The sequence below is a fragment of the Cryobacterium sp. TMS1-20-1 genome (genome assembly GCF_004402355.1).
Lineage (GTDB): Bacteria > Actinomycetota > Actinomycetes > Actinomycetales > Microbacteriaceae > Cryobacterium > Cryobacterium levicorallinum.
On record NZ_SOGF01000024.1, the window covers coordinates 41,533 to 67,478 of the forward strand.

A 25,946-nucleotide genomic window follows, 5' to 3' on the forward strand; every position below is an offset into this window, starting at 1 on the left:
CGGTCAGTTGCCGCACACAGAAACGGGCTCGGAGCGCAGTTCTCCCTTCACGACCTTGCCAATTGAGGTCTTGGGAAGAGCATCACGAAACGCGTACTCCGTTGGCACCTTGAATTTGGATAGTCGCTGTGCGCAGAACTCCGAGAGCTCGGCTGCAGTAGCCGTGGCGCCGGCCACGAGCACGACGACCGCCTTGACCGCCTCGTCTCTGATCGGGTCGGGAATTCCGATGACGGCAGCCTCGGCGACGGCTGGGTGTTCGTTGAGTACACCCTCGACCTCGAGTGTCGAGATGTTCTCGCCGGCACGCTTGATCACGTCGACACTGCGGTCGAACCAGTACAGGTAGCCGTTCTCGTCGGCGAATGCGCTATCCCCGGTGTAGAGCCAGCCATCCCTAATGGCCTTCGCAGTGGCCTCGGGGTTGTTGTGGTATCCCTTCATGATCGTGCGACCGGGAATCCCGGACACGACGATCTCGCCGGGCTCGCCGACCGCCACATCCTGGCCGTCGTCCCCGACGAGGCGGACCACCCGGCCTGCGCTCGGCAAACCGATCGAGGGCCAGTGCTTTGGTCCAAATACCGGCGCGATCGTGACGAGCGTCATGGCCTCGGAGAGCCCATAGGCGTTGATGAGCTCAACAGCGAACCGCTTCTCAAAACGATCCTTCTCTTCGACGGAGATGTTCAGGGCGTAGAAGGTGCGCCGCACAGCATGCTGTGAATCGGTCTCGCGCTCGGGCTGTGCGAGGAGCGTGCGCGCCTGCATCGCGACGATGCTCACCTGGGTTGCGCGGTGCCTGCGCACCTGATCCCAAAACTTTGTCGCGCGGTACTCCTCGAGGAGGATGCAGGTCCCGCCGACCGAGAGCGTCGACAATACTGTGATGACTTGGGCGTTCACATGGAACACCGGCAGGGAGGTAATAGCGCGATCCGTCGAGTCCATCGCGAGCCCGGTCGACTCACGCTGGCCGCCGTGGAGGGCGTTCGCGTGCGTGAGGAGAACCGCTTTCGGTCGCGAAGTTGTTCCGCTCGTGAACAGCATCTGCACGACCGACTCGGAGTCGATGTCGATCGCAGGGCGCACCGTCATGGACTTCCGAACCTCGTCGAAACTGATGGTTCCAGGCACTGCCTCTGCGCTTCGAACGAGGATACGGTGCCGCACCGCTGGCACGTCGTCGGCTGCGGGCCCGACGACGTCCAGAAATCGTGGTTCAGTGACGACCGCCACCGAGCCGGAGAAGTCCAGTACGTAGCCCAATTCCGAGACGGTATTAGCAATGTTCGACGGCACCATCACCGCACCAATGGTCGCGAGCGCAAACCACGTCTCCAAGATCTCCGGGCAGTTTGCGAGGAATACGGTAACCCGATCCCCCTGACGAATTCCGAGGTCCCATAGCCCGGAGGCGAGCCTGTCGACCCTGGCTTGAAACTGGGCGTACGACAGCTCACTGACGTCACCATCACGGTTCTCGTAGACAACGAAGACCTTGTCGCCGTTTCGCTCCACGCGCTCATCGAGCAAATCGCGCAGAGTGCGGTTGCCGACTATGTCCAGTGCCATCATTGCTCATTTCTATTCTGATTCGGGCGCGACCGCGACCGCTGGTGAACGTTAATGCCCGGCTATGACTGCGTCGACTACCAAGGCCACTGGCATGCCGAGGTCGGCGAAGCAGCGCTCGATGAGCGCGTCGAGATCGATGCCTTCTGGCATCTCTCCGGCAAGTCGCTGCACGTTCTGCTCGAGCTCAGCGCGCTGCCAGTTGAACGTCGTGCCGTCACCCACATGTTCGACATGCCGAGTTCCGGCGTCGCCGAAGTCGACGTCCAGCACGAAACTCTGCCGACCGAGTGACTCGTCCGCGATTACGTCGATCCGGTGCGAGCTGTCCCGAAGGCCGTTCTCATCGGAGCGAAACAGGTCGCTGGCAATGACTGTTCCTTCGGTCAGTGCTACCGCGAGGCAATAGCTGGCGCTCATGAGTGCGGAACCTGGGTCATCGAAGGGAGCGCATCCCTCGGTGCCTGGGTAGTGCGCCTCTGGGGGTGATAAGCGGATGCTCGCAGTCACGAACGACGCGCCCGCGAGTTCCGCGTGCAGCTTGGTCGCTTCGACGACGGGAGCCTGCAAGATCGCGCAGACCGGGTAAGGCTTGAAAGTCACGGCACGGGTGAACCACGTCGTACCAAGTGGCGTGGCTAGGTTGCGCCCAGCGTCGGCATCGCGCGCGAACGCGGCGTAGAAGCCCGAGGTCCCCTCGAACGCTTGAGTGGCTCCCACTCCCCCGGCTTCCGCGAGCAACGCAGCTTCTAGCCCAGACCTCGCGGCCTGGCCGACTTCGAATTGCCACTCCTGGGAGCCGTCAACCCAGGCCTGGTTTGTGCCGGCGGAGAAGGAGGCGGCGATCGCGATCGCGTTCGCCGCCTTCGCCGCGTCCAGGCCGAGCAGTTTCCCGCACGCTGCGGCGGCGCCGAAGACCCCGTAGATGCCGGTCGCGCGGAATCCAAAGCCCGTGGTCTGTTGTGCGGTGGGGGTGCTCACAGCGCCAGCGACCTCGTATCCAGCGACGATGGCGAGTAGCACTTCCCCGAGCGTCGAGCCACGCTGCTCGGCGAGAGCGAGCACGGCCGGGATCGTGGTTGCGCCGACATGCGTCAGGCCGGGAAAGTACACGTCATCCTGCGCGCGCGCGTGAGTGAGGCATCCGTTTGCAAAGGCAGCATCCGCGGGTGCCAGCTTGAGTCCCGAGATGAGGGCGCGCGCACCCGTTCCACCGATTCTCGTGGCGGCCCACTGTGCCGCCACAGGCGCAAGGATTCCGCCGGCGGCGGCAACGCTGAGGTTGTGTAAGAGCGCGCAACGCGCCTTCTCGACGACGTCCTCCGGTACGGTGGCCAGTTTGAGGTCGGCGACGAACGCACCGAGCATCGATGCCGAGCTCATTTTATCGCCTCCGCCGGTTCGAGGAGGAGTTTGCCGAAGACGCCGCGGTCGCGCAGCAGTGCCTGCGCTTCTGCAGCGCGTTCGAGCGGGAAGGTAGCATGAATGACCGGGGAAATCAGTCCGCGCCCGGCCAGACCCATGATGTCGAGGAAGTCCTGCCGCGTGCCCGCGTACGAGCCGATCACTGTAAGTTCTTTGATGAACAGGTGCCACAGGTTGATGTTCACGTCGAAGCCCGCGTGGCCGCCCGAGGTGACGAGCCGTCCGTTGCGGGCCATGGATGCCACGCTGCCCTCCCATGTGGCCTTGCCGACGTGCTCAAACACGACATCCACGCCCCGGCGGTCGGTATATTCGCGCACCTTTGCGGGCCAGTCTGGTTCGTTGTGGTCGACGACGAAGTCAGCGCCGAGATCGCGGGCCTTCTGCACCTTTTCTGGCCCGCCAGCGGTGGCGATCACGCGTGCACCGGCGAGCTTGGCGATCTGCACGGCGACCACGCCGATGCCGGCACCCGCTGCGATCACGAGCACGGTCTCTCCCGCGCGCAGTCCAGCACGACGGTGCAGCATGTGCCACGCGGTTGGTCCGGTTACCGCGAGTGACGCGGCTCCGGCGTAACTCAGGTTCTCGGGGATGCGCAGCAGTTGCCGGGCAGGGGCCGTCGTGTATTCGGCGTAGCCGCCCTGGGTAAGCACACCAAAGATCTCCCCGTAGAGGCACAGGTTGTTGCGGCCGGTGATGCAGTATTCACAGCGGCCGCAGGTAAGTACCGGGTCAACGACCACGCGGTCGCCGGGCTTCCAGTCTGTGACCTCCGAGCCGAGCGCGACGACCTCCCCGGCGACCTCTGTGCCGGAGATGTGTGGAAATTCGACCGGACGGGGCGTGAGGCCTGCGACGGTCAGTAAATCGACTTGATTGACACCGCAGGCCCGCACCTTAATGAGTACCTCATCGGGGCCAGGGGACGGGATCGCGACGTCGACGTCGATAGCGAGCTTTGGGCCGCCATCGGCGTCCCAGATACGAGCTGCACGCATGGTCATGACTTCCCCTTGCTGTTCTTGGTTTCGACGTACGCGGCTTTGCGGGCCTTGAACTCATCGGACTGGAAGGCTAGACCATTGGCAATCGCCTCGACCTCCAGCTGTTCCTTGAGGTTCGAGGTCTCGCCGAGCCTCAGCACCGTCTTGAGCATGCGGACGGCGTCGCCGCCCATGCCATTAATCTGGGCGATGAACGCGTCGACGCGAGACGCGAGCGCTGCAGCATCGTCATGCAATTCATTCACGAGCCCCCACTGTGCCGCCTCCTCGGTAGGAACCTGATATCCCGTGAGTGCCATATGGTAGGCACGCGAGGGACCGATGACCCGCTGCACGAGCCAGCTGAGGCCGAAGTCCTGCACGACATCGAGGGCACCGGGCACCATCCACATACGGGCACCACGCACCGCGAAGCGGATGTCGCACGCCATCGCGAGTCCGAACCCGCCACCACCGACGGCATGGCCGTTCATTGCGGCGAGCGTCGGCACGGGTAGGTCGAAGATCGCCCGGATCACCCGGTGCTGCGAGTCGAGGAGCCGCTTGCCGGAGTACACCGATGGGTCATCGACGTTTTCCATGAAGAACGGAGTCGAGAGATCGACTCCCGCTGAGAACAGGCGACCGCTGCCGGTGAGCACGAGCGCCTTCACTGATGACCCAGCCACGGTGGCGAGCGTTTCCACAAGCTCCTCGAGCATCTGTGGGTCGAGCGCGTTGAGCTGCTGCGGGCGGTTAAGCGTGATGACAGCGACATCGCCGTGGCGCTCAAATTTGATTTTTTCGGTCATGTGCTTACACCTTCACTTTCGTATTGGATCCGAAGATTCCCGCCGGTCGTAGGATGAGCACGACGATGAACACCGCGAACACGAGCGTCGTGCGGTAGCCCTGCGAAACGTATCCCGCGAAGAGTGTCTCCAGCAGGCCGAGCATGATCGCACCGATAATCGCCGTGCTGATACGTCCTAGGCCACCGAGAATGGCCCCGACGAATGCGATGAGTGCGAGGCTTGTACCCATGTGCGGGCTCATCGAGAGGATCGGCCCGGTGAGGATGCCTGCTGCCGCCGCGAATACACCGGAAAACATGAACAGTCCGATGATGACGCGGTTGGTGGGGATGCCGAGGGTCTCCGCCATCTCCTTGTCTTGGAACATTGCGCGGATCGACATTCCACCACGGCTGCGGAATATGAGTGCGAGTGCCACGAACAGCACAGCACCAACGACGAGCACCGCAACGCTGTGATTTGAGATCGAGAGGATGCCTATCTGCTGTACCCCTGATCCGAAAGGACTCTCCGCCGGAAGTGGAATGCCGCCAGCGAAGATGCGGATGAACTCAGCCATCACGATCGAGAAGCCAAACGACATGATTACCGCGGAGAGCATATCTTTCTCTGCCACCCGGCGGTAGAAGAATGTCCACGATGCGACCGAGACGAGGATACTCACGACTATCGCCAGCAGCACGCGCACAAGCAATGGAAGCTCCGGGAGGAACACGTACGTGAGGTATCCGCCGATCATGGCCTGGGCGCCGAGCGCGAAGTTCACGAATCCGGTCGCGGTGTAGAGCACCGCATAACCGGCTGCGATCAGCGCATAGATGGTGCCGGTGACGAGACCGGCCGCGATGAGTTGCACGAAGGTTTCCATGTCAGTTCCCCTTCCCTAGTCCGCCGAGATAAAGCTCTCGCATCTCCGATTTGGTCTTGAGTTCCTCGACCGTGCCCTCGAGCACCACTGTCCCTCCCGAGAGCAGATAGCCGCGTGAGCAGATCTTCATCGCGAGCACGGCGTTCTGTTCGACGAGCAGCACGCTGAGCCCATCGCGAGCGAGGCCGCGCACGGACTCGCCCAATTGCTGGTAGATCACGGGCGCGAGGCCCAGCGACAACTCGTCGATGACGAGCAGGCGGGGTTCCTGCACAAGCGCCCGGCCGATGGCGAGCATCTGTTGCTCTCCGCCACTGAGAAGGCCTGCCTTCTGGCTACGACGACCTGCGAGCCGGGGAAAGCGGTCGAAGATACCCTCGATCCGCTCCTTTACGCGCGTACTGGGCCCGAGACGGGCGGCGACCTCGAGGTTCTCAAGCACGCTCAGTTGTGGGAACACATGCCGGCCTTCTGGCACCAGCGCGATGCCAAGGCGCGCACGCTGGTGTGGGGCGAGCCTGCCGATGTCCTTGCCCTCCCACGTGATCGAACCACTGGTGAGAGGATTGTGTCCAATGATGCCTCGGAGGGTCGTCGACTTGCCTGCTCCGTTTGGCCCGACGAGGAACACTGCCTCGCTGGCACCTACCGAGATGGTGAGGTTATGAACGACGGAGACGGGGCCGTAGCCGATACGCGCATTCTTTAGCTCAAGCATCGTCGCTCCTCCCGATGTAGGCCTCGATGACCTGGGGATCGGCGCGCACGACGCCTGGATCGCCGTCGGCGATGACCCTTCCCTCGCTGAGCACGGTGAGTTGATCGCAAATGCTCATGAGCAGGCCGAGGTTGTGTTCGATGATGAGGACGGTGTAGCCGCTTTTGCTGAGCGAGACGAGCGCCTCACCGAGCGCCTCAACGTCCGACCCTGGTAGTCCGGCAGCCGGCTCGTCAAGCACAAGCAATGTCGGTTCACTCGCGATGGCACGTGCCATCTCCACGAGCCGTCGACGTCCGTACGGCAACTCGGCGACGAGTCGCTTCGCGTCGTCGGCGAGATTGAGCTGTTCGAGCAAGGCCATGCAACGCTGGCGGTTGGCATGTTCGACTCGTCTCGTCTTGGGCGTGTAGAAGAACGTGTGCGGGAAGCCGTAGTCGATGTGACGGTGACGACCCGCCATCACGTTGCTCAGCACGCTTTCCTCCTCAAAGAGCTGCGAGGTCTGGAACGACCTAGCCATCCCCAGCGAGGCCATGCGGAATGAACGCAGCCCCGTGACGTCTTTGCCTTCGAACATCACTATGCCGCCGTCGATGCTATCGACTCCCGTGATCATGTTGACGAAGGTCGTCTTGCCAGCGCCATTGGGACCGATGAGCCCGTGTAGCGAGTGCTCATGGACCGTGATGTCCGCATTGTCGACGGCGGTGAGCCCACCGAACTTGCGAGTCAGGCCACGGGCCTCGAGGATCGAGGTCATCGGGTCCCTCCTCCAGTGCGGAATCGATCACCGATCAAGCGTGTAGCCTCGAGGACCCGCGGCGAGGTGAGCAGACCGCCCAGGCCCTGCGGCAGGAAACGCAGCGTGAGAACGATGAGCAGGCCGTAGATGAGGAGCACATACTGCGAGGCACCGAACGTCTCGGCAGAGTTGCGGAAGTAGGTTAAGGCGATCGCGACCACGATGATGCCCGGCATCGAGCGCAGGCCGCCGACAATGGCGATCGCGAGCACCGAGAGGGTGAGGTCGATGCCGAAAACGGAGGGATCAACCACGAGTGCGTAGGCGGTGTATAGCCCGCCCGCCACGGCCGCGAAGGCACCAGCGATGCCGAAGGCGAGGAGCTTGTAGCGGCGAGTGTCGATGCCGATGCTGCGCGCTGCGATGGGGCTCTCTCTGGTCGCCATAAGAGCGCGGCCGACCTTGCTACGCCGGACGCTCATGATGATAACGATGAGCAGGTAAAGAAAACCAAGCCCGACCCAGTACAGAAGCTTGGGCTCGTCGAGGTAGCCGCCCGCAAACGTGATGTCGAAGCCCGTAATTCCCTGCGGGCCGCCAAGCCAGTCCGCGTTGCGTACGAGGTTCTCAACGATGTAGCCGAACGCCAACGTCGTGAGCGCGAGATAGAGATCGGTCGTGCGAAGCGTGACGAGGCCCATGAGCAGGCCGATCACCGCGCCCACAACGGCAACGAGGATGAGGCCGAGGGTCCCGTCGATACCGGCTTGGCCGATGATCATTACCGCGGCGTAGGCACCGGTGCCGAACATAGCCGCCTGGCCGAGTGAAAAGACACCGGCGAGCCCCATGAGAAGGTGCAGGGTCAGGGCGAGGATGCACGTGATGACCATGTAGGACATCAGGTAGTTGAATGCGAAGTCGTCGACGAGGATCGGCAGGATGGCGGCCGCCGCAGCTACCCCCACGCCTATTATCGGCAGGAGCTTGCTGGCGCTCGGCGCTCGGCGTCCAGTTTCCCCCGTCATTGGGGGTGAAAGCGTGTCGGTCATAAGTATTTCCCTTCGGTGGGCTGCCGCACCGCGGTGCGGCAGCCCACCTGGCTCCAGTTCTAAAGAGGCTAGTTTGGCCAGACCGACTCGTAGCCAGCGCCGTTCCAGACCGCGATGGTGGAGGACGTCAGGCCCATGTGGTCCTTGGAGAAGTCCCAGCCATCCCGCGCGAGGCCGTCGAATTCGGAGAGGCCCTCGAGCCCACTCCAGATTTCCTCCGACGTCGTTCCACCGGTCGCGACCGCCTCGGCGAGACCTATGGTGGCGTCGTATGCCATGGCGGCGATCCAACCCGGGATCTCGATACCCTGGGCCTGCAGTTTCTCGGCGAGCGAAGCAGAGTTGGCCTCCTCGGTTGGGTACCACGGTGAAACCGTCATGTAGCCGATCGCGGCATCACCTGCAAGGTCGATGGAGCCCGACGCGTCAGCGCCGATCCACTCCGACTCCAGACCGAGCTCCTTCGACTGACGCAGCAGCTTCGCCACGTCGGCCGGATTCGAGTCACTCAACAGCACGTAACGCGGGTTCAGCTCCTTGAGCTGCGTGATCACCGGGGTATAGTCGGCCTGGTCCGGGTCGTGCCCGATCGTCAGCGCTGGCGTGACGCCGATCTCGGCGAGCTGCTCGGTCTGAATGGCCGCGCCGCCCTTGCCAAAGTCCGTGGTGGCGTTCACGATCGCGACGTCCTCACCGGTCTTCAGATTCCCCTCCACGTAGTCAATGACCGTCTGGTTGCTGCGGTCATTCTGCGTGCCCCAGCGGAACGTGTTGTCGTAATCTGCGGTGATCGCCGGCAGAACCGCCATCACCAAGTGCGGAACACCTGCCCGGTTGGTGACCTCAGCCGAAGGGATAATGTCGACACTCACGATCGGACCGATTACGACCGGTAATTCATCCGACGTGATCGCTTGACGGGTCTTCTGCACGCAAATCGCCTGGTCGCTCTGGCAATCGTAGATGACCGGTTCCATGGTGAAGTTATACTCGCCGGCGGCGTTGATGTCCTTGACTGCAGCCTTAACTCCAGCTACCAGCTGGGTACCATACCCGGCGAAGTTGCCGGTTTCCTCGGCGACGACGGCGAATCGGAACGTGGGCTTGTCACCATCCCCACCAGTGGCAACGTCGGTGACGTCCGGTTGGGCGCAACCGGCGAGTGCTGTGACGCCCAGGACAGCCAATGCCGTGATGGCAAATCTCGTTGACCGAATCATATAAAGCTCCCCTTTGAACTTCAAAAATTGTCTCGACCGACTGGTCGGTTCATACGTAGTAAACATCATGAACGGCCAATGGTCAAGCCTGAATCTGCTCTAGGTCTGACCGGAGCTTCCCTGGCTCCCCTGACGGCTGGGCGCCTAACCGTCCGCTCACACGGTCCCGTGCGCCAGGGCTCGCTCGCGCCAGACCTCAATCATGGCCAGGATCAGATCAGGACGCCTAGGTGCCCAGCAAAACGGTGCCGCGGTGGTCGCCGACACGCGTCATCACGCTAGGAAACGACGCGTCCGTAACTCGCAGGGATCCTCTCGGCGTCCGAATCTGTGCGGAAGCTGACACCCTGGATGTAGATGCGCCAGAGCTGAAGCGCCAGATCTTCGGTCGACACTCGCCCCTGAGGGTTGTACCATTGGTACGCCCAGTTGCACATGCCAAAGTAGGCGAGAGCAGCGATGTCCACGTCTTCGAGCCTGAATTCACCAGACTCTTGCCCACTACGTAGCACGATTTTCACTTTGTCGAAGTAGTCATCGCGCATCGGGACGATGCGCTCCTGTTCGGCCGAGTCAAGATCCCGATGGTTCTCGAAGTACACGCGCAGGTACCCCGGCTTGTCCACGAGCAGGGCGAGAATATCGCGAGCGACGAGGAAAAGAGTCTCGGTTGGAGGTAGGCCGTCGGCGATATACCGCGTCAACGAGGGGTGGATGGCTCGCACGCATTCCTCATGGATCCAGCCCACGATCTGCGCCTTGCTCTGCACGTAATGGTAGAGCGTGGGTTTCTTTATGCCGAGCGCATCTGCGATATCTGTCATCGAGGTGCCCGCAAGACCTTGCTCATTGAACAGGCGCGCCGCGACATCGGTGATCTCGCCCTGTCTCGTGGGTGGAGCCGGCTGCTTGGCCACGTGCCCTTCTTCCTACGTCACTGAACTGAAGTGAGCGAAATGTATTCCAAGTCTACGGCCTGGGCGCCCCGGTGATTTTTCCAGTGCTCGGTGCACCGAGAGGAGTTTAACTTTCGTCGATTCGCGCGACGATCTGGCCCTGGGTTACCGTGTCGCCGTCGCCGACGAGCAACTCGGCGATAACTCCCGACACGGGCGCCTCGAGTTCGGAAGTGATCTTGTCGGTTTCGATGTCAGCGAGCGATTCGCCCTGGCTGACGGTGTCGCCGACCTTCTTAAACCACTGTTCCAGCACGGCATCGTCCATCGTGAGCCCCCATTGGGGGATCGATACATCAATCATCAGGTTCTCCTTAGGTATTGTCGGACGGTCGAACGATGTCGCGGACCGCGGCAGCGATATCGCTGGGCTGGGGGAGGTAGGCATCCTCGAGGTGCGGCGCGAACGGCGCGGGTGCGCTTAGCGCACCGAGTCGCTCGATCGGGGCCCGCAGGCGTCCAAAGAGTTCCTTACCTACGGTCGCAGCGATCTCGGCACCAACGCCGAAGTCGACGACCGCATCGTGAACGATAAGCAAGCGTCCGGTCTTCTCGACCGAGGCGAGCACTGTCGCACGATCCCACGGGCTGATCGTCCGGAGGTCGATGAGCTCAACGCTGACGTCACCGAGCTCCTCGAGCGCACGCACGGTCTTGGGTGCTGCGCCACCCCAAGAGAGGACAGTAATGTCGTCGCCCTGCGTGCGAACGGCCGCCGAGCCGATGGGCACGATGCCGTCTGCCTCGTCAACCTCGCCGCGGCTCGACCACTCAACGAGGCTCTCGATGGCGAGCACCGGGGCGTCGTCACGGATGGCTGCCTTAAGCAGTCCCCGCACGTCAGCCGGAGTCGATCCCCAGACGACCTTGAGCCCTGGGATGTGAGCGAACAATACCTCCAGGTTCTGCGAATGCTGGGGGCCGGTACGGCGACCGGCGGCGCAGATGGTGCGAATGACCATGGGCGCAGCATATCCGCCCGCGGACATGTAGGAGATCTTGGCGGCCTGGTTGACTATCTGATCCATCGCCACGGCCACAAAATCGAAGAACATGATCTCCACGATGGGTCGGTACCCGGTCATCGCTGCACCGAGCGCCGTACCGACGATGGTCGCCTCACTGATCGGCGTGTCACGCACCCGCTCCGGCCCGAATGCATCTAAGAGCCCCTTCGAGGCGCCGAACGAACCACCGGGCGCAGCGACGTCCTCGCCGAAGAGGATCACCTTGGGGTCGCGCTCCATCTCCTCCCGCATCGCGGTGTTGACAGCCTGCCAGTACTTGAGCGCGGTCATGCGCGGTTCCCTTCCGGATAGACGTCGCGCAGCAATTCATCGGCGCGACTCGGGGCCATCTGCTCCACTACTTGCACGGCGGCCTGCACCTCGGCGGCCACCTCAGCCTCGATGGCGTCGAGGCTCTCCTCGTTCACGCCGAGTTCGATTAGACCCGTGCGCCAAGTAGCGACGGGGTCGCGGTCTATCATCGCCCGGAGTTCTTCCTTCGAGCGGTAGCGCTGTGGGTCTCCCTCGAAGTGCCCCTGCCAGCGGGTAGTGTCCATCTCGAGCAGGGTCGGGCCTTCGCCGCGCCGCCCTCTCGCGACCGCTCGCGTCGCCGCGGCGAGCACGGCGAGCACGTCGTTACCGTCAACTGCCTCCACGGCGATGCCATACGGGCGGGCGAGCTCGATGATCCTGGTGTTGGCAAGGTGGACGGTCGTCGGAGTCAGCTCGGCGTAGCCGTTGTTCTCGCAGACGAAGATCATTGGCAGCTTCCAGAGCGTCGCGAGGTTTACCGACTCGGTGAAGACGCCTTCGCCCACGGCGCCGTCCCCGAAGAATGCGACCGAGACGCGGCCCTTGCCATCCAGCTGCGCCGCGAGGGCCGAGCCAACTGCCATCGGAATGCCACCGCCGACGATCCCGTTCGCGCCGAGGATACCGACGGAGCTGTCAGAAGCGTGCATGGACCCGGCCCGGCCGCGCGTCACGCCACCCTCCTTGCCATACAGTTCGGCCATCATCTGTTGCAGGTCCCCGCCCTTAGCGAGGCAGTGGCCGTGGCCACGGTGCGTCGTCGACACGGTGTCGTGGTCGTCGAGCGCACTGCACACGCCGGTCGCGACGGCCTCCTGGCCGAGGGAGAGATGGATGAACCCGGGCAGCCTGCCGCCAGCGAAGAGTTCACCGGCGGTGGTCTCGAAACGCCGGATACGGAACATGCTCCGATATAACTTGAGGCCCTGATCGACCGCAATAGTCGGCGCCGTGGTTGGGGTGGTGGTCACGATGTTGGTCCTTCCTTCAATTCGAGGGTCGCGCGTCCTGTGGCGCAGAGTGCGCCATCTTCGTTGGCCTCCTCGAGCACGCACGTCACGAGACGGCCCTCGACGGATTCGATCGAGCCGCGGACAGTTAGCGTGGTTCCGGCAATCGCGGGGCCGCGGTTCTGCCAGGAGAATGAGGAGAGTCGAGATTCGGGTGGCGCCCATCGCAGGACACACTCGAGGATGAACGCGCCGTGCAGGTGGGACTGCACGAGCGCACCTGAGTAACCCTCCGTCGCGGCATAGGCGGCGTCGTAGTGGATGCGGTGCGGGTTCCACGTAACCGCGCTGAAGCGGAACAGGCTGATGGCGGTTGGCTCGGCCCGCAGTTCCTGGATTGGCTGCCCGGCAGCCAGTTTGTCGATCATCGCGTTCCTATCTCGCCAGGAAAGTTTCGTGGCAGGTCGTGTAGGTCGTGCCAGCGGCATCGCGGAACTCGCGCAGGATAAGTAGCGTGATGAACTCACCGGAGCGGCCCTGTTTTAGCTGGACGTCCTCGACCTGCACGTCCATCCAGAGTTCAGTCCCTGGCTCGACCGGCTGGTGGAACACGAGATCCTGGCCACCGCCCATGAGCCGGAGACCGCCCAAGTCGACGCCGGCGAAGACGTCTTTGACGTTGCCGTCTGCGATCAAGTCATCCTCTGGAGGCCCCTCGCCCCAAGCCAGCACCGCGCTCGGCATGAGCGGATGCATCCCCGTCTGTTTCCGATCATCGCCCGGAACCGCGCCTTGAATCGTCACGTGGAACCGCGCGGAATCGCGCTCCGTGATCGCGCCCAGGTAGCATCGCTCCTGGGTGCCGACTTGGTGCGCGATGGACTGCGCCACGAGGCGGATTGCTGAAACTTCATCGTTCATAGCTGCTCCGAATGATTGCGACCGACTAGTCGGTCGAATATGACGTTAGCACTTCGTTTCACAAACCGAAAGTGCCGATTTGGGCGCCTTTACCGTGGCCGCGGACCGCAGCTTTGGGTGCAGTACTGCCTATCCGACGAGTTGGTCGCGCTGGACTGCAAGTAGATCCCGTCCGGGTTGACCGAGCGTTGGGCAGTGAATTACTCTCGGCTGACTAGTCGGTCGAGAGCGCTCACTGACGATCGAAGGACTGAACAAGGAGGCTGCCATCGGCTACGTGAAGGTTTTACGGCACGGCTACGCTGCGAACGAGGGGGCACCCTCGCCTACTGGGGCGGCGGAGGCAGATGCGAACGCAGTAGCCGCACCGGGACAGATCGCACCAGGGCGAGCCCAGGAAGTAGCGGCTGTCCGCGCCTTCACGGACCGGCTCGGCGTGCCCGGCTTGGTTGATATCCACGCGCATTTTCTCCCGCCGAACATCGAACGCCGGGTCTGGGAGAAACTCTCCGGCGGGGGCCCATTCTCAGTCGACGGCTGGGATATTTGCTACAGCGAACCGCAGGAGCAGCGGCTCGAGTTGCTCCGGCAGTTCGGCGTCCGCAGGTTCACCTCCCTGCCGTACGCACACAAGCCCGGCATCGCAGGCTTCTTCAACGACTGGGCGCGCGCCTTCGCCGAGCGCGTCCCGGAATCCATCTGGTCGGGCACGTTTTATCCGGAGCCCACGGCCCCGGGCTACGTAGCCAAGCTCGTTGAGGAGGGTGTAGAGATTTTCAAGGTGCACGTGCAGGTCGGCCGCTACTTCCTCGACGACCCGATGCTGGACCCCGTGTGGGCGTTTCTCGAACGGTCGCGCACGCCGATCCTCGTCCACGCCGGCGGCGCCCCGGTCGCCAACCAGTTCACTGGCCCGGCACCGATGCGTGCGGTGCTCGAACGTTTCCCCGCGCTCGTCATCATCCTCGCTCATATGGGCGAGCCCGATTTCGAGGCCTTCGTGGACCTCGCGGAAGCGTTCGGGTCCGTTTACTTAGACACAACCCTCGTGTTCACCGACCTCACGGCAACGGGCACCTCGTTCCCCGACAGCCTGCTCCCGCGACTGCCGCACCTGCGGGACCGAATCATGCTCGGAACCGACTTTCCGATCATTCCACACCCCTACCTGCACCAGCTCGAGGCACTCGAGCGGTTGGGTCTCGGTGACGACTGGATGCGAGCCGTTTGCTGGGATAACGCGACCCGGTTGTTCGGTGACGCGCGCGCGGGTATCTAGCAGGTGATTTCCGACCAGTGGCAGACGATCCGGGTCGAGGTACTCCAAATGGGCGCAGGGTACGACCAGGCAGTGAAAGCAGATCGTTGTGAGCCAACAACATGGTTGGGTAGGCGACATGCCCGGCAGCGTTCAACTCGGTTTCGTCCGACAGAAGCGACGACACAGTACCGTCGGGTACTCCGCACCCCCTCAGCCAGGTGCGCTCGAGCCTGTGGGTGGCGGCAGCATCCGTTCTTCTGGTCAGAGCATCGCTCTCTGGTCCGAGCATGGCCACCCATGCGTCGGTTGCATCGGTGAGTCGGCGCACCAGACCGAGATGGTCTGCGTGGCTGTGGGTCGACACGATACCAACCACGGATTTAAGGGGTTGGCCGGCAGCGGCCAGCCCGTTCAACAGCTGGGCCCAGCCCGCCGAAGTATCCCAGCCCGGGTCCAGTACGACACACTCACCGGACGGCGCGATCAGCACGTAGCAGAAGGTGTAGCGAACTGAATTGACGGGAAAGACGATGGGGATCGACCACACGAGGGGTGCAACCTGTTCCACCGGGGGCAGGATCTTGGCATTCCACGCATGCTTCGCCGCGGTGCCGGTTACCTCAATCACCGCGCACGTTCCGCAGCTCCGAACTGATGGCTTTCACCGATGGGTGAACTGGGGATCTCGCTTCTCGATAAATGCGGCCATGCCCTCTTTCTGATCGTGCAGGCCAAAGGTGGCGTGGATCGCCCGCCGCTCGAAGCGGATGCCTTCGGCAAGCGTGGACTCGAAGGCGACATTTACCGATTCTTTAGCGGCGTAGGCGACGGGAAGCGATTTGCCGGCGATCGCGGTAGCGGTTTTGATGGCGTCATCGAGCAGTGCCGCTACTGGAATAATGCGTGCGACAAGCCCGGCGCGCTCGGCCTCCTCCGCATCCATAATTCGCCCGGTAAGGATCAACTCCATCGCTTTGGCCTTGCCGATCGCGCGGGTGAGCCGCTGGGTTCCGCCCATTCCGGGAATGACCCCGAGGTTAATCTCGGGCTGGCCAAATTTTGCGGTGTCGGAGGCCAGGATGAAATCGCACATCATGGCGAGCTCACAGCCTCCACCGAGTGCATACCCCGAGACCGCTGCAATGGTCGGCGTGCGAACCGACGTGAAGCCGTCCCAGCCAGCGAACATGTTGCCGAGGTAGGCGTCCTGATAGCTCTTGCTCGACATTTCTTTGATGTCCGCACCGGCGGCGAACGCGCGTTCGGAACCGGTCAGGATGATTGCCCCGATTTCTGTGTCGACATCAAACTCTCTGGCAGCCGTCACCACCTCGTGCATAAGTGTCTCGTTCAGCGCGTTGAGGGCCTGAGGTCGGTTGAGCGTGATGATGCCGACGCGTTCGCGTCGCTCGACCAAGATGGTTTCATACTCGGTCATGCGGCAGTCCTCGCATCGCTGTGCATGCGGATGTCATTGATGATGCCCGAGAAGTCCACTCCGGCGCCGTTTTCATCTGCGAAGCGGCGGTAGATCTGTGCGGCGATGGGGCCGAGTTCGGCGGCGACGCCGGTGGATTCGAGTGCGTCAAGGGCCAGGCCGAGGTCTTTTGCCATGAGGGCTCCGGCGAAGCCGGGTTGGTAGTCGCGATTGGCGGGGCTCGTGGGTACCGGGCCGGGAACGGGGCAGTTGGTGGTGAGTGCCCAGCATTGACCGGATGCCGTCGACGCGACATCGAAGAGGGCTTGGTGGGTGAGGCCCAGTTTTTCGCCGAGCACGAATGCTTCACTGACGGCGATCATCGAGATGCCCAGGATCATGTTGTTGCAGATCTTGGCGGCCTGGCCGGCACTGGGGTCTCCGCAGTGCACAATGCGCGCCCCCATCCTGGCAAGAATTGGCTCGGCGAGTGCGAAGTCTGCCACTGACGCACCCACCATGAAGGCTAAGGTTCCGGCGGTCGCGCCGACGACACCCCCAGAGACCGGTGCGTCGATGTTGAGGTGACCTGCTTCGACGGCGAGGTCGTGAGCGCGCTTGGCGTCGTCGACCGCGATAGTCGAGGAGTCGATGAACAGGGTGCCTGGCTTCGCGATGGATAGTAAGCCGGGGGCTTCTGCACTGCCCGAATAGGCGTCGATCACGTGGCGTCCGGTGGGGAACATGGTGATGACGACGTCAGCGCCGGCCACGGCTTGCGCAGCGGTCTCGGCCACGGCCAGGCCGCTGGCACGCGCCGCGTCTATTGCGGCGGGCATAAGATCGAATCCGGTCACGGTGTAGCCTGCTTTGACGAGATTGAGCGCCATGGGGCCACCCATGTGGCCGAGGCCCAGGAATGCTATCGAGGTGTTCATCTTCATCCTTTTCTTCGGTGCCGTCGCTGGCGCTCGAGTGGCTTGGTTAGAAAACTGACGTGCCGTGCACGCGATCAGGCAGTGTGAGCTGCGTCTCATCCGGCTCAAGGGGAGCAAAAAAGGAAGCGATCCGCTCCCCGTCAACGCCATCCAGCGTCGGCGGCGACCAGCGCGGCTGGCGGTCCTTATCGACGACCTGGGCCCGCACTCCCTCGATGAAGTCGGGCGCGCGTATGGCACGAACCGACACCCGATATTCCTGTTCGAGGGCGGCTTCGAGGCTGGGCAACCGGCTGGCGCTGCGGAGCGACGCCAGCGTGACGACCAGTGCCGTGGGAGATTTCAGACTCATCGACTCCGCCGCGACCAGCGCCTCGTCGGCGGATTCAGCGCGCAATCGGTCAATAATGGCGGGAACGCTCTCGCCCGCGTAGGCCCGGTCTATCCAGGTTTGTTGAGCTGTCAGATTCGAGGCGGGCGGGGCTTGGCTCAGTGCCGCGATCGCTGGGTCAGCATCCGTTGTTGTCAGTGCGTCGATTAGCGCCGGAATTTGGTCGGAGGTAATGAATGAGTCGGCCAGCCCCAGCGCGATCGCGTCGCCAGCGCGCACGGAGCCGGCGGTGAGCGCGAGGAATGTTCCCAGCTCGCCAGGCGCGTGGGAGAGCAGCCACGTTCCCCCAACGTCCGGCACAAAGCCAATTCCGGTTTCGGGCATTCCCAGCTTGGAGCGTTCGGTGACAATCCGGTGCGAACCGTGAGCGGAGAGCCCGATTCCGCCGCCAAGCACGAGTCCATCCATGATCGCAACATAGGGCTTGGAATAGGAGGCGATGCTGGCATTAAGTCGGTATTCGTCTCGGAAGAACGCAGCCGCTGCCGATCCGTCGCCGGTGGTGGCGTCACGATACAGCGAGAGGATGTCGCCCCCCGCGCACAGGCCGCGATCGCCGCTGCCGGTCAACAGCACCGTGCGCAGCGTGGGGTCGTCGGCCCACTCGTCGAGCACGTCCTGAATGGCGTGCACCATGCCGTGCGTGAGGGCGTTGATCGACTTCGGGCGGTTCAGCGTGATGTGTCCGACCTGGCCGCTGCGGGTGAAGAAAACCTCGGGCTGCGGCTCATCCGACCGGATCATGCCGCGTCGTCCACGAGGGCACGACCAACGATGAGGCGCATGATCTCGTTGGTGCCCTCCAGGATCTGGTGCACTCGAAGGTCGCGTACGACTTTTTCGATGCCGTAGTCGGCAAGGTAGCCGTAGCCGCCGTGCAGCTGGAGCGCGGCGTTGGCGGCGGTGAAACTGGCATCCGTTGCAAATCGTTTGGCCATCGCGCAGAGCGACACCACGTCAGGGGCGTTCGTGTCTAATGCCCAGGCAGCGCGTCGAAGCAGTCCCCGCGCGGCCTGCAGCTCGGTCTCCATATCGGCGAGGGTGAAGAGCAGGGACTGTTGCTCAACGAGGAGTTTGCCGAAGGCCTTGCGTTCTTTGAGATAGTGCACGGCTTGATCGAGTGCCCATTGGGCGCCGCCGAGGGAGCAGGCACCCATATTGATGCGGCCGCCATTGAGCCCCTTCATGGCGATGTGAAAGCCGGTTCCCTCGTCGCCGAGTCGGTTGTTAACCGGAACGCGAACGTTGTCGAAGATCACCTGGCGGGTGGGCTGGGCATTCCAGCCCATCTTCTTTTCATTTGCGCCAAACGAGAGCCCGGGGGTACCGGCCGGTACGACAATCGCGCTGATACCCTTTGTCCCGGCGGCGCCGGTACGGGCCATGACAACATACACGCTCGAGGAACCGGCACCGGAGATGAATTGCTTCACGCCGTTGATGACGTAGTCGTCTCCGTCGCGCGCGGCGGACGTGGTGAGCGCTGCCGCGTCCGATCCGGCCTCCGGTTCGGTCAGGCAGTAGCTGCCGAGTTGCTCCATTGATGCCAGCGGCGGCACCCACTGTTGACGCTGTTCATCGTTGCCGAACGTGTCGATCATCCAGACCACCATGTTGTGGATCGAGATGTAAGCCGCGATCGTCGTGTCGCCCTTGGCCAATTCCTCAAAAATTAGCACGGCGTCACTGCGGGTCAGTCCGGATCCGCCGACGTCTTCCTGGGCATAGATGCCACCGAGGCCCAGCTCGCCGGCCTCGCGCAGCACATCGACCGGAAAATGCTTAGTCTGGTCCCATTCGATCGCGTGCGGTGCCAGCGCGGAGCTGGCGAAATCCCGAACAACGCCGACCAGTGACTCTTGTTCCTCCGTGAGTGCGTACATGGTCAGTGCATCTGGGGCATGACGAAACTTGCACCTTCTTTAATGCCGGACGGCCAGCGCGACGTGACCGTCTTGGTCTTCGTATAGAACTTGAACGAATCGGTCCCAAACTGGTTGAGGTCGCCGAAGCCGGACTTCTTCCATCCGCCGAAGCTGTGATACGCGATGGGAACCGGAATGGGCACGTTCACGCCGACCATTCCGGTATTGACCCGTGCGGTGAAGTCGCGGGCAGTGTCGCCGTCCCGGGTGAAGATGGACACCCCGTTGCCGTACATGTGTTCCGACGGAAGTCGAAGGGCTGCTTCATAGTCCTCTGCCCGGGTGACGATGAGCACGGGGCCGAAGACTTCTTCCAGATAGATCGTCATCGACGGCGTGACGTGGTCGAACAGTGTCGGCCCCAGGTAGAAACCGTTTTCGTACCCGTCGACGACGTGTCCGCGACCATCTACGAGCAATTCGGCTCCTTCATCGATCCCGATCTGAATGTATTCAGACACCTTCTCGACGGCGGCTTGGGAGACGAGGGGGCCATAGTCGGAATTCGCATCCAGGGCCGGACCGACGTTGAGGTGCTTGACTCGTTCGACCAGTTTCGCCACGAGTGCATCGGCCGTGGCGGCTCCGACCGGGACCGCGACGGAGATGGCCATGCAGCGTTCCCCGGCGGAGCCGTAGCCGGCGCCGATGAGGGCATCGGCAACCTGATCGAGGTCGGCGTCGGGCATGATGATCATGTGATTTTTCGCACCGCCGAAGCACTGGGCACGTTTGCCCTGGGCGGCGGCCGTCTCGTAAATGTACTGGGCGATGGGGGTCGAACCCACGAAGCCGACCGCCTTGATCCGATCGTCGTTCAGTAGCGTGTCGACGGCTTCCTTGTCCCCGTTGACCACGTTGAACACACCGGCGGGCATTCCGGCCTCGATGAATAGTTCGCCCAGGGCTAGTGGAACGGAAGGGTCACGCTCCGACGGCTTGAGCACGAACGCGTTGCCGGCAGCGAGGGCGGGGCCGGCCTTCCAGAGCGGAATCATCGCGGGAAAGTTGAACGGGGTAATTCCAGCGACGACACCGAGCGGCTGACGCATCGAGTACACGTCGATTCCAGTTCCAGCTCCGGTCGTGTAGTCGCCCTTCAGCAGGTGCGGAGCGCCCGCAGCAAATTCGACGACCTCAACCCCGCGCTGGATGTCACCTTTGGCATCCTCGAACGTTTTTCCGTGCTCAGAGGAGAGGAGCGTGGCGAGAGAATCCATGTCACGCTCCACCAGGGCGAGGAAGCGCAAAAGCACTCGGGCGCGGCGCTGGGGGTTCCAGGACGCCCACTCGACCTGCGCAATTTCGGCATTGGCGATGACAGCTTCGACTTCGGCCTTGGACGCCAGTGGAACCCGCGCCTGCACGGCTCCCGTGCTGGGGTCGAAGACCTCGCTGAAACGGCCAGAGGTGCCCTCGATGTGTTTTCCACCCACGAAGTGAGTCAATTCCCGAACCAGCGTCAATTCCTGAACCATCGAATTTCCTGCTTTCTCGTCACCGCCATGGTGACTGCCTCGTCATCAATGTACTAGGTACTGCAAGTATTTACTAGGGAGAGCAAGTAATTTTTTCAGCGCGTGATGGACCCGGTCAAGGCGGCGATCGAACGCAGAAAGACGGGCCTGGCGGCGATCCAGGCGGCGGCCATGACGACGAGCGAGGCGGCGAAGATCCAGAATCCGACCCAGCTTTCGTTGTCGCTTCCCCCATACATGTGGTTGAGGTTGCGCAAGAAGCCAGTGGCGAGCACCAACGTCACGTGCACGATGATGAAGAACACGAAGTAGAGCATCACGGGAAAGTGGATGGCCCGCGCAAGTTCCACCGGGTAGACCCGGTTGAGTCTGGTGGCGTTTTTCGGCCATGCCCCCGACATTCGAAGGCCGGTAATGATGGCCAGGGGCGCGGCAATAAAAACCGTAGCGAAGTAGGTGAGGAGTTGAAGGCTGTTGTAGTTGGTCCATCCGTTTTCGGTGGGCCAGTTCAGCGACGCATATTGCAGGCCCGCGGAAAGCGCGTTGGGGAACACATCCCAGCTCTGCGGGACCAGGCGCAGCCACTGACCGGTCGTGAAAATCAGGATGTAGAAAACGATTCCGTTGAGCACCCAGAGCGCGTCAAGACTCAGGTGAAACCAGAGGGTCAAGCTGATTTTAGACGGGGCGTTCTTGGTCTTGATGAGTCCCTTGTTATTGCGCGTCCAATGGGCCGCGGGTCGCGCAACCGTGCGGATTTGCCACCCGGTGCGGATGATTAACAAGATAAAGAACGCGTTCAGAAAGTGCTGCCAGGCCAGCCAGGCGGGAAAACCGACGGGCGTCCCTGTCGCAAGTTCTGACTCACCGGGATATTCGCCGAGGAACGACCGAACCGCGGGAAGCGTGCGAAGTCCCTGCGCGGCCAGAACCACTGCGGCCAGCAGCACCAGGACTGCGGGGACGATCCAGACCAGCTTGAACCACTTACTCGTGCGCATTGCTTACTCTCTATTCGGTGCGGTTCGTTACTGGCAAGGGTCGGCTAGGCCCGGGCCTACTTCGTGCTCCGGGACTCCAGCGCCTCGATGAGTTGCGGAACAACGGTGAAAACGTCGCCGACGATGCCAAAGTCTGCAATATCGAAAATAGGTGCGTCCGCGTCTTTATTGATGGCCACAATCGTCTTCGCGGTCTGCATTCCGGCCCGGTGCTGAATCGCTCCCGATATCCCCAGCGCCACATAGAGCTGGGGCGAGACGGTGACGCCGGTCTGGCCCACCTGGGAGGTTTGCGAGACGAAGCCAGCATCGACCGCAGCGCGCGAGGCGCCGACCGCAGCGCCGAGCGCATCCGCCAGCCGCTCGACGAGGGCGAACTTCTCCTGTGAGCCAAGCCCCCGACCGCCAGAGACGACTGTGGTCGCACCGCGAAGCGGCGGTCTGGCCGACACTACGACATTGTCAATGACCTCATCGATCACGGCGGAACGCACTGCGTCGCTCTGTAGCGACACTGTCGTGACGACGGGCACCGCGGCATCCGCTTGCCCGTCGATTGCTCCTTGGCGAACAGTGACAATCACCGGACCGCCCTGCACCGTGGATTCCACCGTGTATACGCCGCCGAACACCGAGTGGATCGCGATGATGCTCGGGCCGTCAGCGCGCAGGTCGACCGCATCGATCACCAGGCCAGCATCAATTCGCGCCGCCAAGCGAGCAGCAACGTCACGCCCTTCGACCGAATTCACCGTCAGAATTGCGCCAGGATTGAAGGTCGACACGGCCAGAGCCAACGCGTCTACCTGCGGAGTAACCAGAAGCTCGCCCGCTTGGTCGCTCTGGGCAAGATAGACCTGAGCAGCGCCGAGTTGTCCGAGATTCTCTAGCAGGGCATTCCCCGCTCCAGGTGCGGTGACCACAACGGCAACGGGCGTGCCGAGCTTGGCTGCGGCAGCGAGCAGCGAGGGAGTCGAGTCCGCAAGGTCGCCGCGATGAGAAATTTCGATGAGTGCAAGAATGTTCGACATTGACGATTCCTCCGTTAGATCAGGTGGCCAGCAATAAGGAAGTCCGCCAGCTCAACGCCGGCGTTTCCCTCATCGATGATTTTCTTACCCGAGGCGCGGGCTGGACGCTTGGTTGTCTGCAGCACGACGGAGCGCCCCCTGCCAGCGAAGGTGACGGCCGGGTCAATGCCCAGGTCTTCGAGCGATAGGACCGTGAACGGCTTCTTCTTCGCCGACATGATTCCCTTGAATTTCGGAAAGCGCGCCTCGGGCAAGCGCTCCGTAATCGAGATGACCGCGGGCAGCGTAGCGTGCACGCGCAGCTTCCCCTGCCCGGTAGCACGTTCCCCAGCCACCTCGTCATCGGAGAGCTGTACCGATTCGAGATACGTCATGTGCGGAAGATTCAATCGTTCGGCCACCATCGCCGGAACCACCCCGCCCCCGCCATCCGTCGACTCGTTACCGGCAATGACCAGATCGAAACCGGTTGTGCCCAACGCCGCGGCCAGCACGGTAGACGTCCACCCGATATCTGCGCCCGCCAAGGCGCCGTCCAGAACATGAATGGCAGAGTCGGCACCCATCGCCAGCCCCTTACGCAGGCCCACGGTCACTGCCGCTGACCCCATCGACATTACGACGACTTCGGCGTCCTTATGTGCGTCCTTGTAGCTGAGCGCCACCTCGAGAGCGCGTTCGTCGATCTCGTCGATGACGGCGTCGCTGGCCGCGCGATCGATCAATCCCGTCGAGGGATCCAGAATCCGCTCACCATACGTATCCGGCACCTGCTTCACGAGAACAACGATCTTCACTAGTTCACTCCCTGATATTGCGTCCCAGACGGAGACGCGTGGACTGAGCGGAGGCGTCTTCTAGAGAAACATACTAGGAAGATCGAGTATTTACTAGGACTTAGTTATATTTTCCTGCGGGCTAGAGCGGATTGGGCTGCACTGGAGGGTCGATGAAATCGCCGGCATTGCGACGGAAGCGCGCCAGGATGTGGATGAGTTGAGTCATATCGTCTTGCACGAGGCCGGGCCGGACGAACACCTCTTCGTTGAGGCTGGCCGATGCCTGGGCGACCAGGTCGCGTCCGGTGTCTTCCAAAACGACCAGGGTCGCACGACCATCCGTGGGGTGTGCCGTCCGCCTGACCAGCCCGTCCCGCTCCAGCCGGTCCACGGTATTGGTGACGCTCGTCGGATGGACCTGGAGCCGCACACTCGCGCTCGTCATCGGGAGAGCCCCGCCCTTGGTAAAACTGAGCAGCGTCAGCATCTCGTACCGCGCGAAAGACAGCCGGTAGGACTTCAGCGTGGCCTCGACCCTCGCCAGCATGAGCTGCTGCACCCGCATGATGGAGGTGACTGCCGCCATGCCGTCGGCGGCATCGTCCCACCCGTGCTCGGCCCACTGGCGACGAGCTTCCGCAATGGGATCTATGGTCAACGGTGTTGCATTCGCCACCATATACATCCTTTGGTTAATTTCTTCCACGGTACACGGATACATCGTCTGTATTTGGCGCATCAGTGTCGTCAGAGTATCGTGCGCATGATTGTCGCGGTCTCGTCGGGCCTCTCGAACATTGCTGAGTGTCCGCAAGACAAAAAATGCACCGGCGCACCGCCAAGTGCCACACCAAGGGCTTCGGCTTGGGCGCTCGTGCGAGTCCGATCCTGCATGCCGTGAATAACAATCGCTGGGCACGAGATCTCGGCCAATCGGCCGCTGAAGTCGGTAGCGCGCTGGCTGGTGAGAACCTCGATTGCGGCGCGACGTTCAATCCGATCCGCATAATCGAGAAAGCTCTCGCGTTCCGAGGATCCCAATGGCTCGGCAAAGGAGCGATCGAGAATCGTTTCGAAGAGTTCTCTCCCCCAGGAATGCTCCATCCGTTGAATGATCGCTTCGACATCACCGTGGGAATGCATATTCTGCCCCGTGCCCACCAGCACCAGCGCATCGACCAGCTCGGGATTATCAAGTGCCAGCTGAAGAGCGATGGCACCTCCGGTGGAGTGCCCGACAAGTACCGCGCGACCTGGCCGGCTCGAGCGAATCTGGTCAGCCACCTGTGCCGCGATCCCCGCCATGTTCCATGGTCTAGGAAACGTCATCCACGAGGGGGCTTCAAGGGCGGCCATTGGCCAGAGTCGGTCACCTAGCGGCTTAAAAATGCTCGGAGAGCACAGTGTTCCGGCAAGTGCGACGATTCGTTTTCGATCGCCCAAAGTGAATTCCTACTCGTTCGCTGTCCAGATCGTCTGCCGCACTGAGCGGGTTGTTAGATGATACTGCTCAGTCACCAAACGGGCCTCTGCTTGAGCAGACCACCGGTTTGCTTTGACCGGCCCCACTGGCCTGGATTTGGGCTCAGGTCCGCCTAGAATCTGCCAGTTCGCGCCCGCACTGCCCCGTGCAGCCTGCCGTGACGATTCGAAAGAGACCTCAGGATTCGAATTACCGTGCGTCTCGCCGCTCTGGCCGCCGGGGCCCTGTCTTTGAGCGGAAGTGCTGCCACGGCCACCCCACCGCCTCACCCGCCAAGACTCCAGCCACCACCGCGAACTACCCGGTCACCGTCGACAATTGCGGAACGAGCCTGACGGTCGCTGCCGCCCCCGAACGGATCGTGTCGATCAAGTCCTCGGCCACCGACCTGCTGCTCGCGCTCGAACTCGGCGACCTCCTCGTCGGCTCGGCCTTTCTCGACGGCCGACTGTCTGAGTCACTCGCGGCAGCCGGTTCCGACCTCAACGTGATCAGCGACTTTCTTCCCGGGCAGGAAGCGGTGCTCGGTGTGAACCCCGACTTCATCTACGGCGGCTGGGTATCCAACTTCAGCGCCGACGGCGTGGGCGAGCGCCCTGCCCGACGATATTCGGCCGGTGGCCGAGGCCCTGGCCGCGGCGGCGCATCCGCTTGATTCGGCCGTGCACGAGGTCGGGGCGCGCTGGGCTTAG

At 62.6% G+C, this 25,946-nt stretch carries 27 protein-coding genes and 1 pseudogene; 2 read left to right on the forward strand and 26 right to left on the reverse strand.

From position 1 onward, the window contains the following. Window positions 1–3 precede the first annotated feature (3 nt). The 15 genes from E3O45_RS05090 to E3O45_RS05160 form a co-directional block, all read right to left on the reverse strand. Entirely contained in the window at window positions 4–1,578 is a 1,575-nt protein-coding gene (locus tag E3O45_RS05090; protein WP_198418219.1) for an AMP-binding protein, read from the reverse strand. A 48-nt stretch (window positions 1,579–1,626) separates the two neighbouring features. After that, window positions 1,627–2,958, reverse strand: a complete 1,332-nt coding sequence (locus E3O45_RS05095; protein ID WP_134442244.1) for an MmgE/PrpD family protein — start codon at window positions 2,956–2,958, stop codon at window positions 1,627–1,629. Beyond that, a complete protein-coding gene (locus E3O45_RS05100; RefSeq protein ID WP_134442246.1) occupies window positions 2,955–4,007 on the reverse strand; it encodes an alcohol dehydrogenase catalytic domain-containing protein in 1,053 nt (350 codons plus the stop codon). The genes E3O45_RS05095 and E3O45_RS05100 overlap by 4 nt, the downstream gene beginning before the upstream one ends. Beyond that, window positions 4,004–4,798 carry an enoyl-CoA hydratase/isomerase family protein gene (locus E3O45_RS05105; protein WP_134442248.1) on the reverse strand — a complete coding sequence of 265 codons (795 nt, stop codon included), beginning with the start codon at window positions 4,796–4,798 and terminating at the stop codon, window positions 4,004–4,006. The genes E3O45_RS05100 and E3O45_RS05105 overlap by 4 nt, the downstream gene beginning before the upstream one ends. 4 nt (window positions 4,799–4,802) lie before the next feature. Further along, window positions 4,803–5,669, reverse strand: coding sequence for a branched-chain amino acid ABC transporter permease (locus E3O45_RS05110; protein WP_134442250.1), 867 nt, complete (start codon window positions 5,667–5,669; stop codon window positions 4,803–4,805). Between the two features lies 1 nt (window position 5,670). Further along, window positions 5,671–6,387 (reverse strand): ABC transporter ATP-binding protein, encoded by a 717-nt coding sequence (locus E3O45_RS05115; protein ID WP_134442252.1) that lies wholly within the window; start codon window positions 6,385–6,387, stop codon window positions 5,671–5,673. Further along, window positions 6,380–7,150: an ABC transporter ATP-binding protein gene (locus E3O45_RS05120; protein ID WP_134442359.1), complete on the reverse strand. Its 771-nt coding sequence runs from the start codon at window positions 7,148–7,150 to the stop codon at window positions 6,380–6,382. The genes E3O45_RS05115 and E3O45_RS05120 overlap by 8 nt, the downstream gene beginning before the upstream one ends. Continuing rightward, window positions 7,147–8,160 (reverse strand): branched-chain amino acid ABC transporter permease, encoded by a 1,014-nt coding sequence (locus E3O45_RS05125; protein ID WP_166789406.1) that lies wholly within the window; start codon window positions 8,158–8,160, stop codon window positions 7,147–7,149. Before E3O45_RS05125 ends, E3O45_RS05120 begins: the two co-directional genes overlap by 4 nt. A gap of 92 nt (window positions 8,161–8,252) precedes the next feature. Next, complete coding sequence (locus E3O45_RS05130; protein ID WP_166789407.1) at window positions 8,253–9,404, reverse strand: ABC transporter substrate-binding protein; 1,152 nt, start codon at window positions 9,402–9,404, stop codon at window positions 8,253–8,255. A gap of 278 nt (window positions 9,405–9,682) precedes the next feature. Further along, on the reverse strand, window positions 9,683–10,321 hold the full coding sequence (locus E3O45_RS05135; RefSeq protein WP_134442258.1) for a TetR/AcrR family transcriptional regulator: 639 nt from the start codon (window positions 10,319–10,321) through the stop codon (window positions 9,683–9,685). 106 nt (window positions 10,322–10,427) lie between these two features. Then, entirely contained in the window at window positions 10,428–10,664 is a 237-nt protein-coding gene (locus tag E3O45_RS05140) for a biotin/lipoyl-containing protein (RefSeq protein WP_134442260.1), read from the reverse strand. Window positions 10,665–10,674: 10 nt separating this feature from the next. After that, window positions 10,675–11,658 (reverse strand): alpha-ketoacid dehydrogenase subunit beta, encoded by a 984-nt coding sequence (locus tag E3O45_RS05145; RefSeq protein ID WP_134442261.1) that lies wholly within the window; start codon window positions 11,656–11,658, stop codon window positions 10,675–10,677. Further along, entirely contained in the window at window positions 11,655–12,650 is a 996-nt protein-coding gene (locus E3O45_RS05150; RefSeq protein WP_241985231.1) for a thiamine pyrophosphate-dependent dehydrogenase E1 component subunit alpha, read from the reverse strand. The genes E3O45_RS05145 and E3O45_RS05150 overlap by 4 nt, the downstream gene beginning before the upstream one ends. Then, window positions 12,647–13,057 (reverse strand): MaoC/PaaZ C-terminal domain-containing protein, encoded by a 411-nt coding sequence (locus E3O45_RS05155; protein ID WP_134442263.1) that lies wholly within the window; start codon window positions 13,055–13,057, stop codon window positions 12,647–12,649. Before E3O45_RS05155 ends, E3O45_RS05150 begins: the two co-directional genes overlap by 4 nt. A gap of 7 nt (window positions 13,058–13,064) precedes the next feature. Then, complete coding sequence (locus E3O45_RS05160) at window positions 13,065–13,550, reverse strand: MaoC family dehydratase N-terminal domain-containing protein (RefSeq protein WP_134442265.1); 486 nt, start codon at window positions 13,548–13,550, stop codon at window positions 13,065–13,067. Between the two features lie 436 nt (window positions 13,551–13,986). Between E3O45_RS05160 and E3O45_RS17920 the strand changes: the two genes are divergently transcribed. Continuing rightward, entirely contained in the window at window positions 13,987–14,829 is an 843-nt protein-coding gene (locus E3O45_RS17920) for an amidohydrolase family protein (RefSeq protein WP_241985232.1), read from the forward strand. A gap of 253 nt (window positions 14,830–15,082) precedes the next feature. Here the strand turns inward: E3O45_RS17920 and E3O45_RS18195 are convergent. From E3O45_RS18195 to E3O45_RS05220, 11 genes and pseudogenes are all read right to left on the reverse strand, one after another. After that, window positions 15,083–15,439 (reverse strand): annotated as a pseudogene (locus E3O45_RS18195) (MBL fold metallo-hydrolase); the annotation flags it as partial. A 33-nt stretch (window positions 15,440–15,472) separates the two neighbouring features. After that, window positions 15,473–16,249, reverse strand: coding sequence for an enoyl-CoA hydratase (locus E3O45_RS05175; RefSeq protein WP_134442268.1), 777 nt, complete (start codon window positions 16,247–16,249; stop codon window positions 15,473–15,475). Further along, window positions 16,246–17,172: a 3-hydroxyisobutyrate dehydrogenase gene (gene mmsB, locus E3O45_RS05180; RefSeq protein WP_198418220.1), complete on the reverse strand. Its 927-nt coding sequence runs from the start codon at window positions 17,170–17,172 to the stop codon at window positions 16,246–16,248. Before mmsB ends, E3O45_RS05175 begins: the two co-directional genes overlap by 4 nt. 40 nt (window positions 17,173–17,212) lie before the next feature. Continuing rightward, window positions 17,213–18,301 (reverse strand): enoyl-CoA hydratase/isomerase family protein, encoded by a 1,089-nt coding sequence (locus tag E3O45_RS05185; protein ID WP_134442272.1) that lies wholly within the window; start codon window positions 18,299–18,301, stop codon window positions 17,213–17,215. Next, a complete protein-coding gene (locus tag E3O45_RS05190) occupies window positions 18,298–19,440 on the reverse strand; it encodes an acyl-CoA dehydrogenase family protein (protein ID WP_134442274.1) in 1,143 nt (380 codons plus the stop codon). Before E3O45_RS05190 ends, E3O45_RS05185 begins: the two co-directional genes overlap by 4 nt. 2 nt (window positions 19,441–19,442) lie before the next feature. Continuing rightward, on the reverse strand, window positions 19,443–20,942 hold the full coding sequence (locus E3O45_RS05195; protein ID WP_134442365.1) for a CoA-acylating methylmalonate-semialdehyde dehydrogenase: 1,500 nt from the start codon (window positions 20,940–20,942) through the stop codon (window positions 19,443–19,445). 113 nt (window positions 20,943–21,055) lie between these two features. After that, the gene (locus E3O45_RS05200; RefSeq protein WP_134442276.1) at window positions 21,056–21,961 is read right to left on the reverse strand and encodes a cytochrome b/b6 domain-containing protein; all 906 of its coding nucleotides are present in this window, start codon (window positions 21,959–21,961) and stop codon (window positions 21,056–21,058) included. Between the two features lie 56 nt (window positions 21,962–22,017). Further along, window positions 22,018–22,992, reverse strand: coding sequence for an electron transfer flavoprotein subunit alpha/FixB family protein (locus E3O45_RS05205; protein WP_134442278.1), 975 nt, complete (start codon window positions 22,990–22,992; stop codon window positions 22,018–22,020). A 14-nt stretch (window positions 22,993–23,006) separates the two neighbouring features. Then, entirely contained in the window at window positions 23,007–23,789 is a 783-nt protein-coding gene (locus E3O45_RS05210; protein WP_134442280.1) for an electron transfer flavoprotein subunit beta/FixA family protein, read from the reverse strand. Between the two features lie 121 nt (window positions 23,790–23,910). Further along, a complete protein-coding gene (locus tag E3O45_RS05215; protein ID WP_198418224.1) occupies window positions 23,911–24,450 on the reverse strand; it encodes a MarR family winged helix-turn-helix transcriptional regulator in 540 nt (179 codons plus the stop codon). A 68-nt stretch (window positions 24,451–24,518) separates the two neighbouring features. After that, entirely contained in the window at window positions 24,519–25,127 is a 609-nt protein-coding gene (locus E3O45_RS05220; protein WP_134442282.1) for an alpha/beta fold hydrolase, read from the reverse strand. A gap of 284 nt (window positions 25,128–25,411) precedes the next feature. Here E3O45_RS05220 and E3O45_RS17480 point away from each other — a divergent pair, with 284 nt between their 5' ends. Beyond that, window positions 25,412–25,909: a hypothetical protein gene (locus E3O45_RS17480; protein ID WP_166789408.1), complete on the forward strand. Its 498-nt coding sequence runs from the start codon at window positions 25,412–25,414 to the stop codon at window positions 25,907–25,909. The last annotated feature ends 37 nt before the right edge of the window (window positions 25,910–25,946 follow it).